The sequence below is a fragment of the Tautonia sociabilis genome (genome assembly GCF_003977685.1).
Taxonomy (GTDB): Bacteria; Planctomycetota; Planctomycetia; order Isosphaerales; family Isosphaeraceae; genus Tautonia; species Tautonia sociabilis.
In genome coordinates this window covers 28,592-47,838 of sequence record NZ_RYZH01000013.1, presented here as the reverse complement: position 1 = coordinate 47,838, position 19,247 = coordinate 28,592, and the positions used below count along the sequence as shown (strand labels likewise).

13 protein-coding genes are annotated in these 19,247 nt (G+C 72.3%); 12 read left to right on the top strand and 1 reads right to left on the bottom strand.

The features are described 5' to 3' along the window. Window positions 1-2: 2 nt before the first annotated feature. From TsocGM_RS08445 to TsocGM_RS08395, 11 genes are all read left to right on the top strand, one after another. Window positions 3-2,282, top strand: coding sequence for a polysaccharide biosynthesis tyrosine autokinase (locus TsocGM_RS08445; RefSeq protein ID WP_126724870.1), 2,280 nt, complete (start codon window positions 3-5; stop codon window positions 2,280-2,282). 161 nt (window positions 2,283-2,443) lie between these two features. Continuing rightward, entirely contained in the window at window positions 2,444-4,009 is a 1,566-nt protein-coding gene (locus TsocGM_RS08440) for an O-antigen ligase family protein (protein WP_126724869.1), read from the top strand. Window positions 4,010-4,079: 70 nt separating this feature from the next. After that, on the top strand, window positions 4,080-7,145 hold the full coding sequence (locus tag TsocGM_RS27570) for an FHA domain-containing protein (RefSeq protein WP_126724868.1): 3,066 nt from the start codon (window positions 4,080-4,082) through the stop codon (window positions 7,143-7,145). 12 nt (window positions 7,146-7,157) lie between these two features. Then, complete coding sequence (gene xrt / locus TsocGM_RS08430; RefSeq protein ID WP_126724867.1) at window positions 7,158-8,207, top strand: exosortase/archaeosortase family protein; 1,050 nt, start codon at window positions 7,158-7,160, stop codon at window positions 8,205-8,207. Beyond that, window positions 8,204-8,878: an EpsI family protein gene (locus tag TsocGM_RS08425; protein WP_126724866.1), complete on the top strand. Its 675-nt coding sequence runs from the start codon at window positions 8,204-8,206 to the stop codon at window positions 8,876-8,878. The genes xrt and TsocGM_RS08425 overlap by 4 nt, the downstream gene beginning before the upstream one ends. A gap of 121 nt (window positions 8,879-8,999) precedes the next feature. After that, a complete protein-coding gene (gene gmd, locus TsocGM_RS08420; protein WP_126724865.1) occupies window positions 9,000-10,040 on the top strand; it encodes a GDP-mannose 4,6-dehydratase in 1,041 nt (346 codons plus the stop codon). Window positions 10,041-10,291: 251 nt separating this feature from the next. After that, window positions 10,292-11,704: an enolase C-terminal domain-like protein gene (locus tag TsocGM_RS08415; protein ID WP_126724864.1), complete on the top strand. Its 1,413-nt coding sequence runs from the start codon at window positions 10,292-10,294 to the stop codon at window positions 11,702-11,704. Between the two features lie 111 nt (window positions 11,705-11,815). Continuing rightward, window positions 11,816-13,147, top strand: a complete 1,332-nt coding sequence (locus TsocGM_RS08410) for a glycosyltransferase family 4 protein (protein WP_233578606.1) — start codon at window positions 11,816-11,818, stop codon at window positions 13,145-13,147. 212 nt (window positions 13,148-13,359) lie between these two features. Further along, window positions 13,360-14,586: a glycosyltransferase family 4 protein gene (locus TsocGM_RS08405; RefSeq protein WP_233578599.1), complete on the top strand. Its 1,227-nt coding sequence runs from the start codon at window positions 13,360-13,362 to the stop codon at window positions 14,584-14,586. 154 nt (window positions 14,587-14,740) lie between these two features. After that, window positions 14,741-15,958 carry a glycosyltransferase gene (locus TsocGM_RS08400; protein ID WP_126724863.1) on the top strand — a complete coding sequence of 406 codons (1,218 nt, stop codon included), beginning with the start codon at window positions 14,741-14,743 and terminating at the stop codon, window positions 15,956-15,958. Between the two features lie 47 nt (window positions 15,959-16,005). After that, window positions 16,006-16,929: a glycosyltransferase family 2 protein gene (locus TsocGM_RS08395; protein WP_126724862.1), complete on the top strand. Its 924-nt coding sequence runs from the start codon at window positions 16,006-16,008 to the stop codon at window positions 16,927-16,929. On the opposite strand, the gene TsocGM_RS08390 is transcribed toward TsocGM_RS08395, so the two are convergent. Next, window positions 16,875-17,987, bottom strand: coding sequence for a glycosyltransferase family 4 protein (locus TsocGM_RS08390; RefSeq protein ID WP_158633435.1), 1,113 nt, complete (start codon window positions 17,985-17,987; stop codon window positions 16,875-16,877). The genes TsocGM_RS08395 and TsocGM_RS08390 overlap by 55 nt on opposite strands. Before the next feature lie 265 nt (window positions 17,988-18,252). Here TsocGM_RS08390 and TsocGM_RS08385 point away from each other — a divergent pair, with 265 nt between their 5' ends. Next, on the top strand, window positions 18,253-19,230 hold the full coding sequence (locus TsocGM_RS08385; RefSeq protein WP_126724860.1) for an AAA family ATPase: 978 nt from the start codon (window positions 18,253-18,255) through the stop codon (window positions 19,228-19,230). Window positions 19,231-19,247: the final 17 nt, after the last annotated feature.

The window sequence follows — 19,247 nt, the reverse complement described above, 5'->3', positions numbered from 1 at the left end:
TCATGGATCGATACATCCTCCCCTACGGCGGCCTCCCCGCCGGCCCCCCCGACCGGGGGCCTGCCGAGCCCTCCCCGGCGCCTCCGGCGATCGGGCCGTCGGGAGTCCCGGGAATTCCCTCCTCTTTCGGCCCGGGGCACGGCGGGGGCAAGGGGCCGTCCGACTACCTCCGCGCCCTCCGCCGGCGGTTCTGGCTGATGCTGCTGGTCGCCGGCGTGCTGGGAGCCTCCGGCACGATCCTCGTACTCCGCCTGCCTCCGGTCTACCGCGCCTCGGCCCAGATCGAGATCGTGCCCCCCCAGGTCGACACGATCCTCGCCGGCCTGATCGGCGACGAGGAGATCAACCTCACCCCCGTCACCGCCGAGCAGTACGAGTCGAACCGCCTGGCGGACCTCCGCAATCGCCAGATCGTCGAGTCGGTCCTCCGCAGCCCCCGGCTCGGCCCGCCGATGCGGTCGGACGGGGACCCGGCCGAGGAGCTGATCGCCCGCCTGAAGACCAACCGAGTCGGCCTCTCCACCCACTATGACGTGCACCTCGAAGGGAACGACCCCCACCAGGTCGCCCGGATCCTCGACCTCTGGCTCGAGGAGTACGAGGCGTTGGCCCGCAAGGAGGTCGAGGACCACGTCCTGGACTCGAAGGACGCCGCCGAGGCGAACCTCAAGACCCTGGAGCGGGAGCTCGACGAGTTCGACCGCCAGATCATCGACGCCATGGCCGCCGAGCCCAACCTCTCCCCCGACGGCGAGAACTACCAGATCCGCTACCTCGAGTCGCTCGGGCAGATGAAGCTCCGGAAGCAGGACAGCATCGACCAGCTCCACCACCAGATCTGGATCTCCCGCATGTTCCCCAAGGAGCGGACCCCCTCCTTCGCCGCCCAGGAGCGCGAGATCGCCGAGCTGATGGAGCGCCGTCGCGAACTGAACCTCCGCATCGGCGAGATCGCTCGCATCTCCCGGAACCCCGGCGACCCCGCCCTCAACCGCTACCGCCAGATGCTCCGCGAACTGGACTGGCAGATCCAGTCGCTCCAGGAGGAGTCGCTCGCCGCCCAGACCCCAACCGCCGACCCGGCCCTGTCGTACTTCCCGCAATACGTGGAGCTGCTCAGCGGCCAGCTCTCCGAGATCGAGGAGCAGGAGGCGCTGGCCTACGGCAAGATCCGACAGATGGCCCCCGCCCACAGCCGCTTCAACACGTTGCTCAAGGAGCGCGAACGCACCGCGGCGGCCAAGGCCGACCTCCGGGACAAGATCGACCAGTTCGACGTGCTCGCCCGCACGCAGAACTCCCCCGTCAAGGTCGTCCAGCGGCCGATCGCCCCGACCAAGCCGGTGAGCCCGAACTACACGATCCTCCTGGCCCTGGTCACGTTCGCCTCGCTCGGCTCGGGAGCGGGCCTGGTGGTGTTGCTGGAGCACCTGGACCATTCCGTCCGAGGCCCGGAGCAACTCACCACCGGCCTGACCCTGCCGCTGCTCGGCGTCGTCCCTCGCATGAAGCGGACGGCCCGGCTCCAGCGCGGCGGACACCTCTGGACGGCCGGCGCGCCGCTCTCGGCCGAGGCCGATGCCTACCGGAACCTCCGAGCCAGCCTCGTCGGCCTGGCCGGGCCCGAGGGACGCCCGGCGGTGACGCTGCTGGTCACCAGCGCCAAGGCCGGCGAAGGCAAGAGCACCACCGCCCTCAACCTGGCCGCCACCTGCGCCCGGTCCGGCGAGCGAACCCTGCTGCTCGAAGTCGACCTCCGACGCCCGAGCCTCCGCCCCGTCTTCGACGAGGAGGAGCACGACCTCGGCCTGGTCGACGTCCTCCGAGGCGAGATGCCCTGGCAGCGCACCGTGCTCCGCACCGACCTGCCCAACCTCGACTTCCTCCCGGCCGGCGACCCCTCCGGCGTGCCGATCGAGATCCTCGGGGCCCTGGAGATGAAGCAGCTCGTCGCCGCCGTCTCCGGCCACTACGACCGCGTCATCCTCGACGGCCCCGCCATCCTCGGCCTCGCCGACTGCCGGATGCTCGGCCGCGTGGTCGATTCCGCCCTGCTCGTCGTCCGAGCCGGCGCCAACGATCTCCGCCCCGTCCTCCGCGCCCGAGCCATGCTCGAACAATCCCGAGCCCCGATCATCGGCGTCGTCTTCAACGGACTCTGCGAAGACGTGAACAACTGGTCCTGCGTCGCCTCCTACCTCGACCCCGACGCCGACCGCGTTTCCTCCGCCCTCTCCGACCGCCCCCGGCGCGCCGCCGGCGCGCTCGCCTCGGCCAACTGAGAGGAGCGTCTCGAGGAAGGAAGTCGGCGGGGAGAAGACGGATAACTCCTCCCCTCCTGGCCTCGGCGATCCGGCCTCAACCGTCCGCCATCGAACGTCTCGGCGAACCGTACCCGACCCGAATCGAATCGAACCGAACCGAACCGAACCGGAGACCCTCGGTGGGCACCCTGCGAACCCGCATCCTCGAGTGGATCGATCGGCTCCAGGCGGGCATCCTCGTCGCGATGCTGGTCGGCTCGGCCCTGGCCTTCGGCGGGGTCGTCTGGTGGTGGCGTCCGGTGCTGGCGGCGCTGGCCGGGCTGCTGGTCGTCTCGGGGCTGGCCCGGGTGGCGGTCGAGGGGAAGGCGAGGATTCGCCTGAGCCTTCTGCCGATACTCGGCGCCCTGGCCCTCGGCCTCGCCGTGGCTCAGCTCGTGCCGATGCCGGGGAGCCTGGCCGGGCGCATCTCTCCCGAGTCTCGGTCGCTGCACGCGAGGGGGGTGCTCACCGGCCGATTGCTCCAGGACGACCCCCGAGCGGAGCCCCCCGAGCCGGCCGCCTCCCGGACCCCGACGACGGTGGACCGATCGGCGACGCTCCGGTGGCTCTTCGACGCGAGCATCGGCCTGGTCGTGTTGATCACCTCGGCCCGGTTCGCTCGGAGGATCGGCCGGACGATGGTCATCTGGGGAAGCGTGGTCGCGGTCTTCGGCCTGCTGACCGGAGCCGGCCTGGTGCAGCTCATCGGCGGCCGGACGGGGCTCTGGGGCGTCATCACGCCGGGGGAGGGGCCGTTCTGGGCGCCGTCGACGCTCGACCTGCTGAAGGCGCCGGGAGTCTCCCTGCTCCGACCGCTGGCCGAGGAGTCCGGCGCGATCGGCCCCTGGATGCTCCCCCGACCGGACCGGCCGTCGTTCATCGGCGGCCTGCTCGGCGGTCCGGGGGCCTATCTCGCGGTCGCGGCCCTCGGCCTGCCGCTGACGCTGGCGGTCCTGCTCCAGCTCCTCGCCCCCAGGGGGAGCCGAGAGCCGCTGGCGGACCGAGTCGGCCGGTCGGGCACCGGACCGCTCGTCGCCCTGCTGGCGATCGTGGTCGTGCTGGGGGCCGGGCTGGTCGGGGCGATCGCTGGGCCGATTCTGGCCGTGCCGTTCGCGATCGGCCTGGCGATCGCGGGGCTCCCTGGCGCCTGGCCGACCGGGCTGCGCTGGCTGGCCGTCGGGCTGACCCTGCTGGCGCTCTCGGGCCTGGGGGCGGGGGTCGCCGGCAACCGGCTGGCGGGCTGGGGATCGGATCCGAAGCTCTCGCCGATCACCGCCGACCTCGACCGGGCCGAGCAGCTCTGGCGCGAGTCGGCCCGCATCGCCCGGGACTTCCCCCTGCTCGGCACCGGACTGGGAACCTTCGGCCGGATCCACCCCTCGTACAAGCTGACCGACGAGAGTCCGAACACCGCCGGCAGCAGCGTCCTCCAATGGATCGTCGAAGCCGGGCTGGCCGGAGCGACGCTTCTCGCCCTGGCGGGCATCTGGGGGCTGGCCCGGATCGTCCGGGCCTGGCGACGTGTCGGCTCCGCCGACCGGGCGCTGGCCTGGGGAGCGCTGGCGACGGCGCTCTGCTTCCTCGGCTTCGCGGCCGTGCACTGGACGGTCGAGCTGCCGGCCGTCGCCCTGGCCGCCTGCGCCGTCTTCGGGACGATGGACCGATGGCTGTCGGGGGGCACCGACCTGTTCGTCGAGGCCGCCTGAGGGGCGGGGCGATCGCGACGGACCGACGAGACCCCAAGGGATGGGCCCGCTTCAAGGAGGAGCGACCGGGATGCAAGCCGCGGCCTTTCTGCACATTCGAGCCCGGGACGGCCGTGCCACCCGGATCGTCCCGCTCTCGGCGTCGAGCGTTCGAGTCGGCCGGGGACGATCGTGCGAGATCCAGCTCGACGAGCCGAGCCTCGCCGAGGTCGAGTGCCTCCTCCGACGCCGGGGAGACTCCTGGCACCTGCAACCCGTCCAGCCCTCCGGCCTCCTCACCGTCGACGGCCGACCCGCCGACCGCCCCCGCCCCCTGCCCATGGGGGCCACGCTCCGCCTGGCCGACCGCTGGCTCACCCTGCTGCCGACCGAGGACGACCCCGAGCCGCTCCCGCTCACTCCCTCGGCTCCGGAGGCCGACGCTGACGACAACGCCGACGTCGGCACCGGCACCGGCACCGACTCCGACTCCGACCGCGACGTCCCTCCGTCCCCCTCGTCCGAATCCTCGGATCCGGCCTGCTCTCGGGCCGAGACACTCGAGGGGCGTCGGGAGGAGCTGGCCCGCTGGGAGGCCCGGCTCAAGCAGCGCGAGCGCTGGCTGACCGATCGCCTGCACGAGCGTCAGTGGGAAGCCCGCTGGAGAGCCGCCGGCTCCTCCCTGCGAAACCGGCCTCGCCCCGGGGCCGATGCCCCCCGCCCCCAGCCGTCCTCCCCAAGGCCGACGCCCGCCCCCCCGACTCCCAGGCTCCGGACCCCCTCCTCGCGCCCCGTTCCGCCCACCGCCCCCCCCGAGCCCGCTCCGATCGTCGGGCGGTCGGCGGCCATCCCGAGCGTCGATCCCCCTCGGCTCCGGATCGATCGCCCGGCTACCCCCGCTCCGCTCCCCCGGCTCGACGATCGCCCCGGGCGTCTCCCCCGCACCGAGCCGGCCAGCCCCCCCGCGCCCTCCTCCCCGGGCCAGGCCATCCGGCTCGTCGCCGAGGTGATCCCCGCCGCTCCCTCGATCGCTCCCCCCGGCGACCCCGAGGCGTTCCCTCCGATCGGCCGATCCCTCCGCGTCATCCACCTCGACCCCGACGAGGCGGAGCCGATCCTCATTCCCGGGCCCGAACCATCGGCGACGACCGTCGAGGTCTCCCCGACGATCCCGACCGATGATCGCCAGCCCGGCCTCGATCCCCCGGCCGAGCAGAAGGAACCGGTTTGCTCGCCTCCATCGGAGCCGAGCGACGTCCTTCAGCGAAGCGACTCCCCCGAGCCCTCGCCCCTCGAGGCCGGGCTCGAGGCCCCCCGATCGGTTCCGGACAGCCCGGCCGACCTTCCCCTCGAGGACGATCCGAAGACGGAGGCGGCAGCCCCGGCGGCTCCCGTCGTCACCCTGGACGTCGAGGACCCGGAGCCCCTGGGGCTCGTTGAGAATGGCATCGGCTCGCATTCGACCTCGGCTCCGAGCCTCCCTCGGGTGGACCCGACGCTTCCGATCGTCCCGGATCGGGAGAAGCCTTCCCTCGAGGAGTCGGCTCCGGAACGGCGTCCTTCCTGGTTCTCGGCACCGACGCTCAGCCTCAACGACCTGGTCTCCGTCCTCAGCCGATCGGGGAGGAAGGCCGAGACTCCCTCCTCCGAGCCGATCGGTTCGCAGCCGGAGCCGGACCCGGAGTCAACGCCGGAGCCGGAACCGGAACCTGATGGCCGGGTCGAGCCTTCCGATCCGGTCGAGAGCCCGGCGGCATCCGTTCCCGTCGAGGTCGAGGCCAACGCCCCCGAGGCCCCCCCGGCCGGTCGCCCCGATCCGCGCCAGCTTCCCCCCCCGACGCCCTCGGCCAAGGAGGAAGCACGCCGCCCTCATCCCGCGACGGCCGGGGAATGGCCCTCGGTCCGGGCGATCCTCGGCGCCCAACCGCAGGCCGATCGGCGGGCCTCCGCCCCCCGGCCGAAGGTGAGGCCGAGGGCCGACCTGCCCGCGCCGACGGCCCGGGTCGCTCCCGACGAGCTCACGATCCCCGGGGGGGCCTGGCTCTGCATCCCGCTGCTGTTCGTCGCGATGGCCGTCGGCGTGCTGGGAGTTCGGGTGGCCTGGACCTGGGCCGAGATCGACCGGGACACCGGCCGGCTGGCCGACCGCCTGGCCTCGGGACGCCGGCCCGACGCCGGAGCGATCGAGCTGCTGATCGAACGCGAGGCCGAGTTGCCGATGGCCTCCTGGCGCAATAGCACAGCCGATCAGATGATCATCCGGGCCGCCTTGCTCTCCGGGCCCGGCCCGGCCTCCAATCCGAGCGTCCAGGAGCGTGCCGGGGCCTTGATCCACGCCGCCGGCGGCACCTCGCCGAACCACCCAAGCCTCCGGTTCGCCCGAGCCTGGCGGGCCGTCCAGGAGCCCGGCACCGATTCTCCCGCGATGGCCGCCGGCCTGAGCCGGGACGTCGGCCCGCTGGCCTGGACCGGCCGGGCGCTGCTGGCCGCCGGGAAGGTCGACGACGCGAAGCGGGCCTATCGCGCCGCTCTGGAGCTGGCCTGCCGGGCCCGGCCGGACAGCTCGGCCCGGCCCCGGTTCTTCGCCGATCCTCCCGGGGGGCGGTTCGGGATGCCGCTGGAGGACCGGATCGGCGCCGTCCTGGCCGACATGGCCGACCGCCCCGAGTGGACGGCCGCCGATTGGGAGGGGCTCTTGCCCGACTTCGCCGCCGCCTGGCTCTCGGCCGGGAGGCTGCTCCGGGAGCGGGGAGACCCGGCCGCCGACCGCCTGCTGGCCCGGGCGGCCTCCCTCGGGGACGAGCCTCCGCCCGACGGCTGCTCTCCCGCGATCCACCTGGCCTCCTCGGCCGAGGCGATGGCCCTCGGCGGTCGCATCGAGGAGGCGGCCCGGCGGTACGACGAGGCCGTCGACCGGCTCTCGGCCGCCGAGCACACCGCCCGACGCCCCTGGATGTTCAACCTGGCCGACCTCCGGGGCCGGCTCGACGACCGAGAAGGGGAGCGCAAGGCCCTGCTGGCGGCCATGGTCACCGACCCGGACGACCCCGTCACCGCCCAGGCCATCCTCGCCCAGCTCCGGCGGGGCATCGACCTGGTCGGCGGCGGCTCGAACGGCACCCCGGCCCGGGACGACCGGAACACATTCGGAGAGTGAGGAGACGATCCCTTGGCCACTTCCACCCTCCCGGCCCGAGACGAGGCCCCGCCCCCCCGCGAGCTGCCCCCGCTGCTGGCCCGGCTCCGAGACTCGTGGACCGACTCCGACGGCCGGCTCGCCCTGCTTGGCGCCTCCGCGTGCCTGACGCTGCTGGCCCTGACCTTCCGGTCGACCCTCTGGCACTTCGCCTTCGTCTGGGCGACCGACCAGAACTACAGCCACGGGTTCCTGGTCCCGCTGATCAGCCTCTACTTCGCCAACTCGGCCGCCCGGCTCGGCCCGGTCCCCTATCGACCGGCGGTGCTGCTGGGATCGACCCTGCTGGTGGTGGCCCTGCTGGGGAGGCTGGCGACGATCGTGGTGCCGGTCGGGTTCGTCGGCGACCTCTCCTTCCTGGCCGGTCTGGCCGGGATCGTCGCCCTCTTCGCCGGCAGGGGGGCGCTGCACCGCTTCGGGTTCGCGCTGACGTTCCTCGTGTTCATGGTCCCGCTGCCGATCCACCTCTACACGGCGATCGCCAGCCCGTTGCAACTGCTCGTCAGCAAGGTCGCCGCCACGATCCTCAACGGCACCGGCCTGCCCGTGCTCTGCGAGGGGAACCACCTGACGCTCCCGGGGGGCGTTCGCATGTTCGTGGCCGAGGCGTGCAGCGGCATGCGGCAACTGACCGGGTTTCTCGCGTTGACGACGGCCGTCGCCTTCCTCTCCCCTCGCCCCCGATGGTATCGGGCCGTTCTGATCGGCTCGGCGATTCCCGTGGCCCTGACCGCCAACGTCGCCCGGGTGGTCCTCACCGGCTGGATCATGGCCCACGATCCCCGGCTCGCCCAGGGGACCTTCCACACGCTGGAGGGGCTTCTGCTGATGGGCTTCGGGCTCGCCCTGCTTCGGCTCGAATGCGCCGTGCTCAACGCCCTGATCGAAGACGCCCCCGGCCCCGAGGCACCAGGCCCCCAGGCCGGCGCCACCGCCCCGCACCTTCCGCCGTCACCCGGGGCGAGTCATCGGCCGACGGGCATCAGCCAGTTCCGCACCCCACCGGAGCCCGCCCCCCAATGACCACCACCCGTCGCGTCGTGCTCGGCCTGGCGATCCTCGGCACCGGCCTGGCGGCCGAGGCGGCTGTCGAGCGCGCGACCCGAACCGAGCGTCCCCCCCTGAGAAGGGACCTGGCGACCCTCCCCATGGTCCTGGGCGACTGGCTCGGCCAGGACGAGCCGGTCGATGAGGACGTCGCCCGGGAGTCCCAGGCCACCGAGTACCTGAACCGGGTCTACCGCCTCCGGGACCGGCCCGAGATCCGGGTCTGGCTCTGGATGAATTACTCCGACCGGGGCCTGAACCTCCGCCACTCGCCGGCCATCTGCCTCCCCTCCGGCGGCTGGACCCCGGTCGAAGCCCTCAGCCGAGTCGTCGCGGTCGATCTGCCCGGCGGCTCCCAGCAATTGGTCTCCCTGTTAGGCTACCAGAAAGGTGAACTGGTCCAGCGGATCGGATTCTGGTACTACATTTTTGGAGAAGGTCGCGTCGAGCGGTTCGTCCGCGGGCTGCCGATCTCCAGCCGAAGCAGCCACGGCCGCACCACACGCGGCTCGGGCCTAACGGTGGAGGTCTTCCACCCGACCGACGCCGGGCTCGGCGACGCCGAGCTGCGCGACTTCATCGCCCAATTACTCAACGCGATCGAGCCGGTCCTCCCCGAGGATCGGGCCGTCTATCACACTCCCTGAACCCAACGTCAAGATGGCCCGCCCCGGTGCCTCGCCGGAGGCTCGAACGCCGGACGAGGCCGACCCCCCGGGGGCAGGAGGCACCCGGGTCAACCGACTGCCATCGCGGAGGCTCGGATCGATGAAGCATGCCTTGATCACCGGGATCACCGGCCAGGACGGATCCTACCTGGCCGACTTCCTGCTCTCGAGGCCCGAGTACGTCGTGCACGGCCTGGTCCGCCGCACGAGCACGCTCAACCGCTCCCGGATCGACCACATCACCCGCAACCCCGACTTCGCCGACCGCTTCCATCTGCACTACGCCGACCTCGGCGACGCATCGAGCCTCTCCATGCTCATGGAGACGATCCGCCCCGACGAGGTCTACAACCTCGGCGCCCAGAGCCACGTCCGCGTCTCCTTCGACCAGCCGATCTACACCGCCGACGTCGTCGGCGTCGGCACCATGCGCCTGCTGGAGGCCGTCCGACAGCTCGCCCGCAGCCAGCCGGTCCGCTTCTACCAGGCCTCCAGCTCCGAGATGTTCGGCTCCGCCCCGCCTCCTCAGACGATGGAAACCCCCTTCCACCCCCGCAGCCCCTACGCCTGCGCCAAGCTCTACGCCCACTGGCAGACGATCAACTACCGGGAAGCCTACAACCTCTTCGCCTGCTCCGGCATCCTCTTCAACCACGAGAGCCCCCGCCGCGGCGAGAGCTTCGTCACCCGCAAGATCACCCTCGGCGCCGCCCGCATCAAGGAGGGGCTCCAGAAGAAGCTCATCATGGGCAACCTCGACGCCAAGCGCGACTGGGGCTTCGCCGGCGACTACGTCAAGGCCATGTGGCTGATGCTCCAGCAGGACGCCCCCGACGACTACATCGTCGCCATGGGAGAAACCCACTCCGTCCGCGAGTTCCTCGAGAAAACCTTCTCGATGCTCGACCTTGACTACAACGACTTCGTCGAGTTCGACGAGAAGTACATGCGCCCCTCCGAGGTCGATGTCCTGCTCGGCGACCCGAGCAAGGCCAAGCGGAAACTCGGCTGGGAGCCCGAGGTCAACCTCGACGGCCTGGTCAAGATGATGGTCGAGCACGACCTGGAACTGGCCCGCCGAGAAAAGTTCGCCCTCGGCTACAAGGGGGCCTCGACCAACGCCCCTCACCTGTCCATCTGAGCCGGAAGGGCCCGGAATCCTCCCGATCTCCCGATCCTCGCCACGGGGCCGGGGCGATCCGTCGCGATCGCTCCGGCCCCGGGCCGATCGCGGGAGGGAGGGCCCTCCCCGCCGCCTCGGTCGGCCCGGGGACGGAGCACTCAACCGATCGGGGACGCCCCCCTTCGGACCTCCCTTCGCCTCGACTTGGACGCCCCGATCGGCGATCGTTTCCGGTCTCGACCGTCGGACGCCCCCGAAGGACCCCGTCGATGACCGCGACCAAGGCCGCCCGAGTCGTCTCCGCTGCGCTCTACGTTCTGCCGATCCGGACTCGGGTCCCCCTCAAGTTCGGGCCGGAAACCCTCACGCACGTCACCTGCGCCCGGGTCCGACTCACGGTCGTCGACCCCTCCGGCCGACGCGCCGAGGGCTGGGGAGAGACGCCGCTGAGCGTCCAGTGGGCCTGGCCGAGCGACGCTCGGGTCGAGGAACGCCTGGCCGCGATGCTCGCGTTCTGCCGGGAGCTGGCCAACTCCTGGTGCGCCGACGACCTCGGCTTCGGACACCCCGTCGAACTCGGCCACCGCTTCCTGGAAGAACGCCTGCCGGCGCTCACCGATCGCTTCAACGATCGCCACCGCGCCGGCCTCGCTCCGATGCCCCGGCTCGCCGCCCTGATCTGCTGCTCCGCGTTCGACCTGGCGCTGCACGACGCCTTCGGCGTCCTCAACAGCGTTCCGACCTATCAGACCTACGGTCCCGACTGCCTCCCCCACGACCTCTCCCGCTTCCTCCAGGCCGACCCCGGCGGCCCCTGCTTCGCCGGCCGGTTCCCGACGGACTTCCTCGAACCCTCCCCGCCACGCTCCCTGCCCGCCTGGCACCTCGTCGGCGGCAAGGACCCCCTCGACCCCGGCGACCTCACCGGAGACGAGCCCGACGACGGCTACCCCGTCCTGCTCCGAGACTGGATCCGCCGCGACGGCCTCTCCTGCCTGAAGATCAAGCTCCGGGGAGACGACCCCTCCTGGGACCTCGACCGCGTCCTCCGCGTCGGCCGGATCGCCGAGGAGGAAGGGGTCGACTGGCTCTCCACCGACTTCAACTGCACCGTCCAGGACCCCTCCTACGTCAACGATATCCTCGACCGCCTGATGCGCGACGCCCCCCGCACCTTCGGCCGCATCCTCTACGTCGAGCAGCCCTTCCCCTACGACCTCGAAGCCCACCGGATCGACGTTCACTCCGTCTCCGCGCGCAAACCCCTGTTCATGGACGAGAGCGCCCACGACTGGCGGCTCGTCCGCCTCGGCCGATCGCTCGGCTGGACCGGCGTCGCGCTGAAGACCTGCAAGACGCAGACCGGCGCCCTGCTGTCCCTCTGCTGGGCCAGGGCGCACGGGATGACCCTGATGGTCCAGGACTTGACCAACCCGATGCTTGCCCAGATCCCGCACGTCCTGCTGGCCGCTCACGCCGGCACGATCATGGGGGTCGAGACCAACGCGATGCAGTTCTACCCCGAGGCCTCCCTCCCCGAGGCCGCCGTCCACCCCGGGCTCTATACGCGCCGGCGAGGCCGAGTCGACTGGTCGAGCCTCGCCGGCCCCGGCTTCGGCTACCGCCTCGGCGAGATCGACCGGAGGCTCCCCGAACCGGCCGCGGTTTCGGGGGACGAGTGATCGCCTCGCCCCCGAGGAGCGCCGCGACTCGGATTGACTCGGCCGGACCTCGGCCCTATCATCGCCCCCACGCTTCCAGGGACGGACGACTCGCGGATCAGGGACGATCTCGTGACGCACCTCGCGCCCCCCTCGCCGTGGATGGGCCTTCGGCCCGGGACCGAGATCGCGACGCAGGCTCTTGTCGCCTGCCCCGACGCCCGCCCGCCGGCCTATCAGGCGGCCATCGGGCTCGCTGAGGTCGGCCAGCTCGGCCTCTTCCTCACCGGATTTTACGACCGAGGCCCCGGCCCGCTTCGGGAGGTCGCCCGTCGGGTGCTCGACCGCGACCGGTACGCCCGGTTGGAGCGCGCCCTCGGCCGCCGACGCCACCCGGACCTCCCTCCGGATCAGGTCCGGCCCACCCTCGCCTTCGACCTCGCGCTGGCCGCCGAACGCCGCCTCTCCGGCGCCCCTCGGCGCGCCGTCGCCCGCTGGCGGACCGATCGCTTCGACCGCGTCCTGGCCGACGCCATCCGGCGCCGGCCCCCCGACGTCGCCTTCGTCTTCAGCGACGTCGGCTCCGAGCACGCCTTGCCGGCCTGCCGCTCCTGGGGAGTGCCGGTCGTCCTGAGCATGGTCCACGGCGACGTCCGGGAGGAGCGGCGGATCCTGGACGAGGAGCGGTCGCGAAGCCCCGAGACGTTCGGCCTCTACCTCGGCGACGCGACGCTCGACCTCGCCGAGCTGGACTGGCTCCACCAGCGCCGCCTCCGGGACCTGGAGCTGGCCGACCTCGTGCTGGTCCCCTCCGAACACATCGCCTCGGAGTTGCGCAGGCACGGCTTCCCGGCCGATCGCATCCGAGTCGTCCCTTACGCCGCCGACGTTCGCCGCTTCCGTCCCGATCCCGAGAAGGTCCACGGCCGGTCCTGCACCTTCCTCTTCGCCGGCGGGATCTGCCAGCGGAAGGGGATCTCCTACCTTCTCCGGGCCTGGCGGGAGATCCGACGGCCCGGCTGGCGACTGCAACTGCTCGGCGCACCTCCTCGGGATCTCCGGCCCCTCTCCGGGCTGCTCGACGGTGTCGAGCTGCTGGGCCGGGTCCCCCACGCCGAGGTGCCCTCCCGGATGGCCTCGGCCGATGTCTTCGTCTTCCCCTCGCTCTTTGAGGGCTCCGCCGTTGTCACCTACGAGGCCCTCGCCTGCGGCCTCCCGAGCATCGTGACCCCCTCCAGCGGCTCCGTCGCCCGCCACGGGATCGACGGCCTGCTCGTCCCCCCCGGCGACGCCGACGCCCTTGCCGCCGCGATGGAACGCCTCGGCTCCGACCCCGACTTCCGGGCCTCCTGCTCCTCCTCCGCCCGTTCCCTCGCCGAGCTGTTCGACTGGCCCCGCTACCACCTCGCCGTCCGAGATGCCGTCGCCTCGGTGACGGCAGCCGGCTCCCCGGCCGACCCCTGAGCCGTCCGGAAGCCCGGCGCCGGGAGAGGCGACCCGGCGCCCCGCCGCAACCCGCTGGAGCGTCCCCCGGCCTCCGAGCTTCTCCCGCGCCACCGACCTGCCGATGGTTCGCCGATCGCCTTCACCCCCTTCCGGAGCCTGGAAGGAACCCTCGGGGCCGGAACCCCGATCGTCCCCCTCGTTCGCCGGCCGACGCCTCCCGATCGGACCAGATGACCCGACTTCCCCTGAGGATCCCGGACCAGGAGCGCTTCGCCATGGACCTGGCGATCAGCATCACGAACCTCGGCCCCTATCACCTGGCCCGCCTCCGAGCGGCGGCGGTCCTCCTCGCGAAGCGGGGAGGGCGCCTGATCGCCTACGAGACGGCCTCCGTCGAGCGCCGCTATCCCTGGCAGGCCCTGCGCCGCGACGAGCCCTTCCACCGCGTCCTCCTGTTCCCGGACCGCGCCCTGGAGGACCTCGCCGCGGGCGACTGCGCCCTGGCGATGGAGGAGGCTCTTGAGCGCGACCGCCCCGACGCCGTCGCCGTGACCGGCTACGTCCGCCCCGAGGCCCTTGCCGCCGCTCGCTGGGCCCGGCGCACCGGCCGGCCCTCGGTGCTGCTCTCCGAGAGCCAGGAGATCGACCGCCCCCGCCAGTGGTGGAAGGAAGCCATCAAGCGCCGTCGGCTCCGCGTCTTTGACGCCGCCCTGGTCGGCGGCCCGAGCCATGCGGCCTACCTCGAGGTGCTGGGGATGCCCCCCTCCCGCATCGCCCTCGGCTACAACGCCGTGGACAACACCGCCTTCGCCGCCCGAGCCCAGGCCGCCCGGCGCTCCCCCGACGGGAGGCTCGGCCTCCCGGATCGGCCCTATTTTCTCAGCGTCAGCCGCTTCTCCCGGGAGAAGAACCTGCCCCGGCTGATCGCCGCCTATGCGAGCTACCGCCGGGACGCCGACGAGGAGACCGCCTGGGACCTCGTCCTCTGCGGCGGCGGCCCCGACGAGGCCGAGATTGATCGCCTCGTCGCCGCCAGCGGCGTCTCCTCCTCGATCCACCGTCCCGGGTTCCTCCAGGCCGACCAGCTCGCCCCGTGGTACGGCTTCGCCTCCGCCTTCGTGCTGGCGAGCACCTCCGAGCCCTGGGGCCTGGTGGTCAACGAGGCGGCCGCCTGCGTGCTCCCCCTGCTGGTCAGCGATCGGGCCGGCGCCGCCGGAACGCTCGTCCCCGATCCCCCCGGCACCACCGGCCTTCGCTTCGACCCCTCCCGGGTGGACGCCATCGCCGAGGCCCTCCGATGGATGGCCTCCCGGCCCGAGGACCTCCGACTCGAGATGGGCCGCCGCGCCGCCGAGGTCGTCTCGGACTGGGGCCCCGAACGCTTCGCCTCCGGCTTGCTGGAGGCCGTCTCGCTCGCATCGAGCCGAGCCCGGCTCGGATGCGCCCGGGTGTCGTGACGCCCCCCGGGCAGGCGGGATCGAGCCCGTCCTCGAGCGTCGGGCCCGGCCGGGCTCCCCCCCGCCCGGGGCCCACTCGGCCGATCCTCCCCCGTCGCCGGTCCCGGCCGTCGGAATCACAGAAGTCGGACGTTCACCACCATCGAGGCCTCCGATGACCGCATCCCCGACCACCCTCCCCGGCCCCTCCCGCCGATCTCACACCCCATCCGGGACCGCCTCGGGGTGGGTCCACCTGTGCAACGGCCTCGACCCGGTCCGGGACGGCGGGATGGTCCCCAGCATCCTCGGCATGACCGGGGCGCTGGCCGGCCGGGGCGATCGCGTCGAGATCGTCACGCCGACCCCGTCTCGTCGAGACGCCTTCGAGCTTCCCGCCGGGCTGACCCTCCGGGGGCCCGAGGCCGACCTTGCCTCGGCCGTCCGAGGCGCGGAGGTCGTCCACATCCACGGCCTCTGGCAAGGGCACTCTCGACGCGGGGCCGCCGCCGCCCGCCGGTACGATGTGCCCTACCTGATCGCCGCCCACGGCATGGCCGAGCCCTGGGCCCTCCGCCAGAAGGCCCTGAAGAAGCGGATCTACACGGCGCTGATCGAGGGGCCGAACCTCCGAGGCGCCTCCTGCCTGCACGCCCTCTCCCGGCCCGAGATCGGCCACCTCCGCGCCCTCGCCCCAGAGGCCACCGTCTGCTTCGTGCCCAACGGGGTCGACCTCTCCCCGTTCGACGACCTCCCCCCGAGGGCGGAACTCGAGGCCGAGCACCCCGAGCTTGCCGGCAAGTTCCTGCTGCTGTTCCTCGGCCGGCTGCACCCCAAGAAGGGGCTCGACCTGCTGGCCGAGGCGATGGGGGCGCTCGGCCCCGACCACCCCGAGCTTCATCTGCTCCTCGCCGGGAACGACGACGGGGCGCTCTCCCCGTTCCTCGGCCGGATGGCGGCCCTCGAGCTCTCGGATCGGGTGACGAGGCTCGGCCACGTCGCCGGCCCCTCCGCCCGGCGCGCCTGGGGGGCGGCCGACGCCTTCATCCTGCCCAGCTACAGCGAGGGGTTCAGCATGGCGGTCCTCGAGGCCCTCGCCGCTCGGCTCCCCTCGCTCATCACCACCGCCTGCCACTTCCCCGAACTGGCCCGGGCCGGCGGGGGCCTCGTCGTCGAGCCCGACGTGCCGGCAGTGACCGCCGGCCTCCGAGAACTGCTCGAACGCTCCCCCGACGAGCGGGCCGACCTCGGCCGCCGAGGCCGGGAGCTGGTCGAACAGCATTACACCTGGGACCGCCAGGCCGATCGCCTCGCCGAGGTCTATCGCTACCTCTCCGGCGGCGGGCCGAGGCCCGAGGCCATCGCCTCGGCCGACGACCCCGGCGCGGCCTGACCCGACCTCGCCCGCCGCTCCCCCCCCGACCCGAGGAGACTCGCCCCGTGGCGACCATCGCCGAGCCCTCCGCCGACCTCCCGGCCGCTCCCAACACCGAGAAGGTGCCAGTGAGCGTGATCGTGCCGGTCAAGAACGAGGCCGAGAACCTCAAGCGCTGCTTGCCCGCGCTCTCCTGGGCCGACGAGGTCTTCGTCGTCGACAGCCAGAGCGACGACGCCACCGCCTTCGTCGCCGAGGAGCACGGCGCCACCGTCGTTCAGTTCCGCTTCAACGGCGTTTACCCGAAGAAGAAGAACTGGGCCCTGGAGCACCTCGACTTCCGCAACGAGTGGGTCCTCATCGTCGACGCCGATGAGGTGGTCCCCCCCGAGCTTGCCGCCGAGATCGCCGACCGCATCGCCTCCGGCGCTGCCGACGGCTACTACCTGAACATGAAGTACTTCTTCCTCGGCCGCCGCATCCGACACTGCGGCTACGCCGAGTGCTGGAACCTCCGCCTGTTCAAGCACCGCCTCGGGCGCTACGAGCGCATGCCCGCCTCCCCCGGCTCAACCGCGGGGGACAACGAGGCGCACGAGCACGTCGAGCTGAACGGCCGCGTCGCCCGCCTGACGCACGAGCTCGACCATTACGCCTACCCCACCATCGACGCCTGGGTCGAGAAGCACAACCGCTACGCCTCGTGGGAGGCCGAGCAGTTCGATCGCTTCCTGCACGCTCCCGTCCCCGCCACGATCGGCCGGGGGAAGCGGCTGAAGCGGCGGCTCAAGAAGGCGTACCTCCGGTTGCCGATGCGGCCCCTCATTCGCTTTGTTTATGCGTACCTTTTCCGGCTCGGATTCCTCGACGGCCTGCCCGGGCTGGCCTTCTGCTCGCTGCTGGCCTTCTACGACCTGCTCTGCTGGGTGAAGGTCTACGAGCGCCGTCTCTCCGACGAGGGGGAGCCGGTCCGGGCGCACTCGGCGTAGAGGGCCGCCAGCTGGTCGGCCTCGCGATCCGGGTCGAAGCGGGGGAGGGCCCACTGCCTGGAGCGCTCCCCCAGCGACCGAGCCAGGAGGGGCTGGTCGAGCAGGTCCAGCATCGCCCGGGCCAGCGCCGCCGCGTCTCCGGGGGGGACGAGCAGGCCTCGGCCCCCTCCGCCGAGCAGCCCGCGCAGCCCCTCGACGTCGGCGGCCACGGACGGTCGGCCGGCGACCATCGCCTCCATCAGCGGGCGCCCGAGGGTCGCGACCGCCGCCGGCTGGCAATACAGGTCGATCACCTCCCAGAAGACCGACTCCAGCGCCGCCGGGGAGGCGAAGGTCAGCCGCTCGGCGATCCCCAGCCGGGCGGCCCTCCGCCGCAGCCTCGACTCCCCCGGCCCCAGGCCTGCCACCAGGAACTCGACGTCCCTGCCGGCCTTCAGCACGCGGTGGATCGCGTCCAGGAACGCCTCGAACCCCGAGCCGGAGCCGAGCCTGCCCATCGCCCCGATCACCCGGACCCGGTCGCCAGGGATCGCGGCCCCCTCGGTGTCCGCCTCGCCCCCCCGGATCGGATCGATCCCCGGAGCGATCACCCGGATCGATTCCGGAGGTTGCCGGCCCTCCTCGGCGAACCGGCGGGCCAGCCCGTCGTCCCCCACCACCGTCACCAGGCTCCCCCGGGGCTCGGCCCGGGAGGGGTCGTCGAGGCCGGGGTAGTCCTCGATCGTCCGGACCAGCGGCGCCCCCCAGCCGGAGGCGAGCTCGGCCGCGGCCCGGACGACCTCCGCGTGCATCGCGTGCACCACCTCCGCGGGAGCCCCCGGATCGGCCCGCCGCACTCGTCCCGAGGCCACCCGGCCAAGCCACGGGCGGTCCAGCCAGGGGTCCTCGATCGCCGCGATCCCCCGCTCGATCAGCCCCGAGACTCCCCCGGAGCCGATCACCAGGGCCGCGATCCCCCTCCCCGTCAGGCGGCCGACGAGCCGGGCGATCCGATGCACCTCCCCCCGCCGGACGAGATCTCCGACCACCAGCGCGACCGGGATCGGAGGCGCTCCCATCGCCTGCCCTCCGCCGGGCCCCGGGGCGACCGACCGTCGATCCGACCCCCGCTCCGGGTCGAACCATATCACATCCCAGCGCCCGGCGCCTCGATCCGACGGCCCCTCCTCCCGGTCGCTCGCCCCGGCCTGTCCCCTCCTCCGAGTCCGGGGCGTGGAAACCGGCCCTGGTCGCAAGTATAATGCTCCCCGCCGGATCATCCGGCCCCCAGACGCCCCGACCGTCGTACCTGCGGACCGCGGGGAGACCGCCGCGGATTGCCCCATGAGTGCCCAGACGACCGACGAGTTGACCGCGCCGGACCTCGACGCGCTGCTTCCCCTGCTCGATCGGCTGATCGAGAACGTCGGCACGGTCGTCCTGGGGAAACCGGACGTGATCCGGCTGGTGACCGTCGCCCTCCTGGCTGAGGGGCATGTCCTGATCGAGGACGTCCCCGGCGTGGGAAAAACGCTGCTGGCCCGAGCCCTGGCGGCGAGCATCGATTGCTCCTTCCGCCGCGTCCAGTTCACCCCCGACCTGCTCCCCTCCGACATCCTCGGGTCGAGCGTCTATAACTCCGGTACCGGCGAGTTCGTCTTCAAACCCGGCCCGCTGTTCGCCAACGTGATCCTCGCCGACGAGATCAACCGCACCACCCCCCGGACCCAGAGCGCCCTGCTCGAAGCCATGGGAGACCGCCAGGTTTCCGTCGAGGGCAAGTCGTACCCCCTCGATCCCCCGTTCCTCGTCCTCGCCACCCAGAACCCCTACGAATTCGAGGGCACCTACGTCCTCCCCGAGAGCCAGCTCGACCGCTTCATGATGCGCGTCCGCATGGGCTACCCCGTCGCCAGCGAGGAGCGGCACATCCTCACCAGCCACCGCTCCGGAGAGCCCGTCGAGGACCTCCGCCCCGTCCTCTCCCGAGACGAGGTGCTCACCCTCCAGCGCGCCACCCGATCGGTCCGCGTCGACGACACCATCGCCGACTACCTCATGGAAATCGTCCACGCCACCCGGGAGAGCGAGGACCTCAACGTCGGCGTCAGCACCCGGGGCGCCCTGACCCTCTATCGAGCCGCCCAGGGGTTCGCCCTGGTCTCGGGCCGCTCGTATGTCGTCCCCGACGACATCAAGACGATGAGCCTCCCCGTGCTGGCGCACCGAGTCGTCGGCAAGTCCTTCCTCCAGGCCGGCGAGTTCAACGCCTCCGAGGCAATCATCCGGGACCTTGTCGACCGCATCCGAGTCCCAGCCTGATCCGTTCCGATTCGATC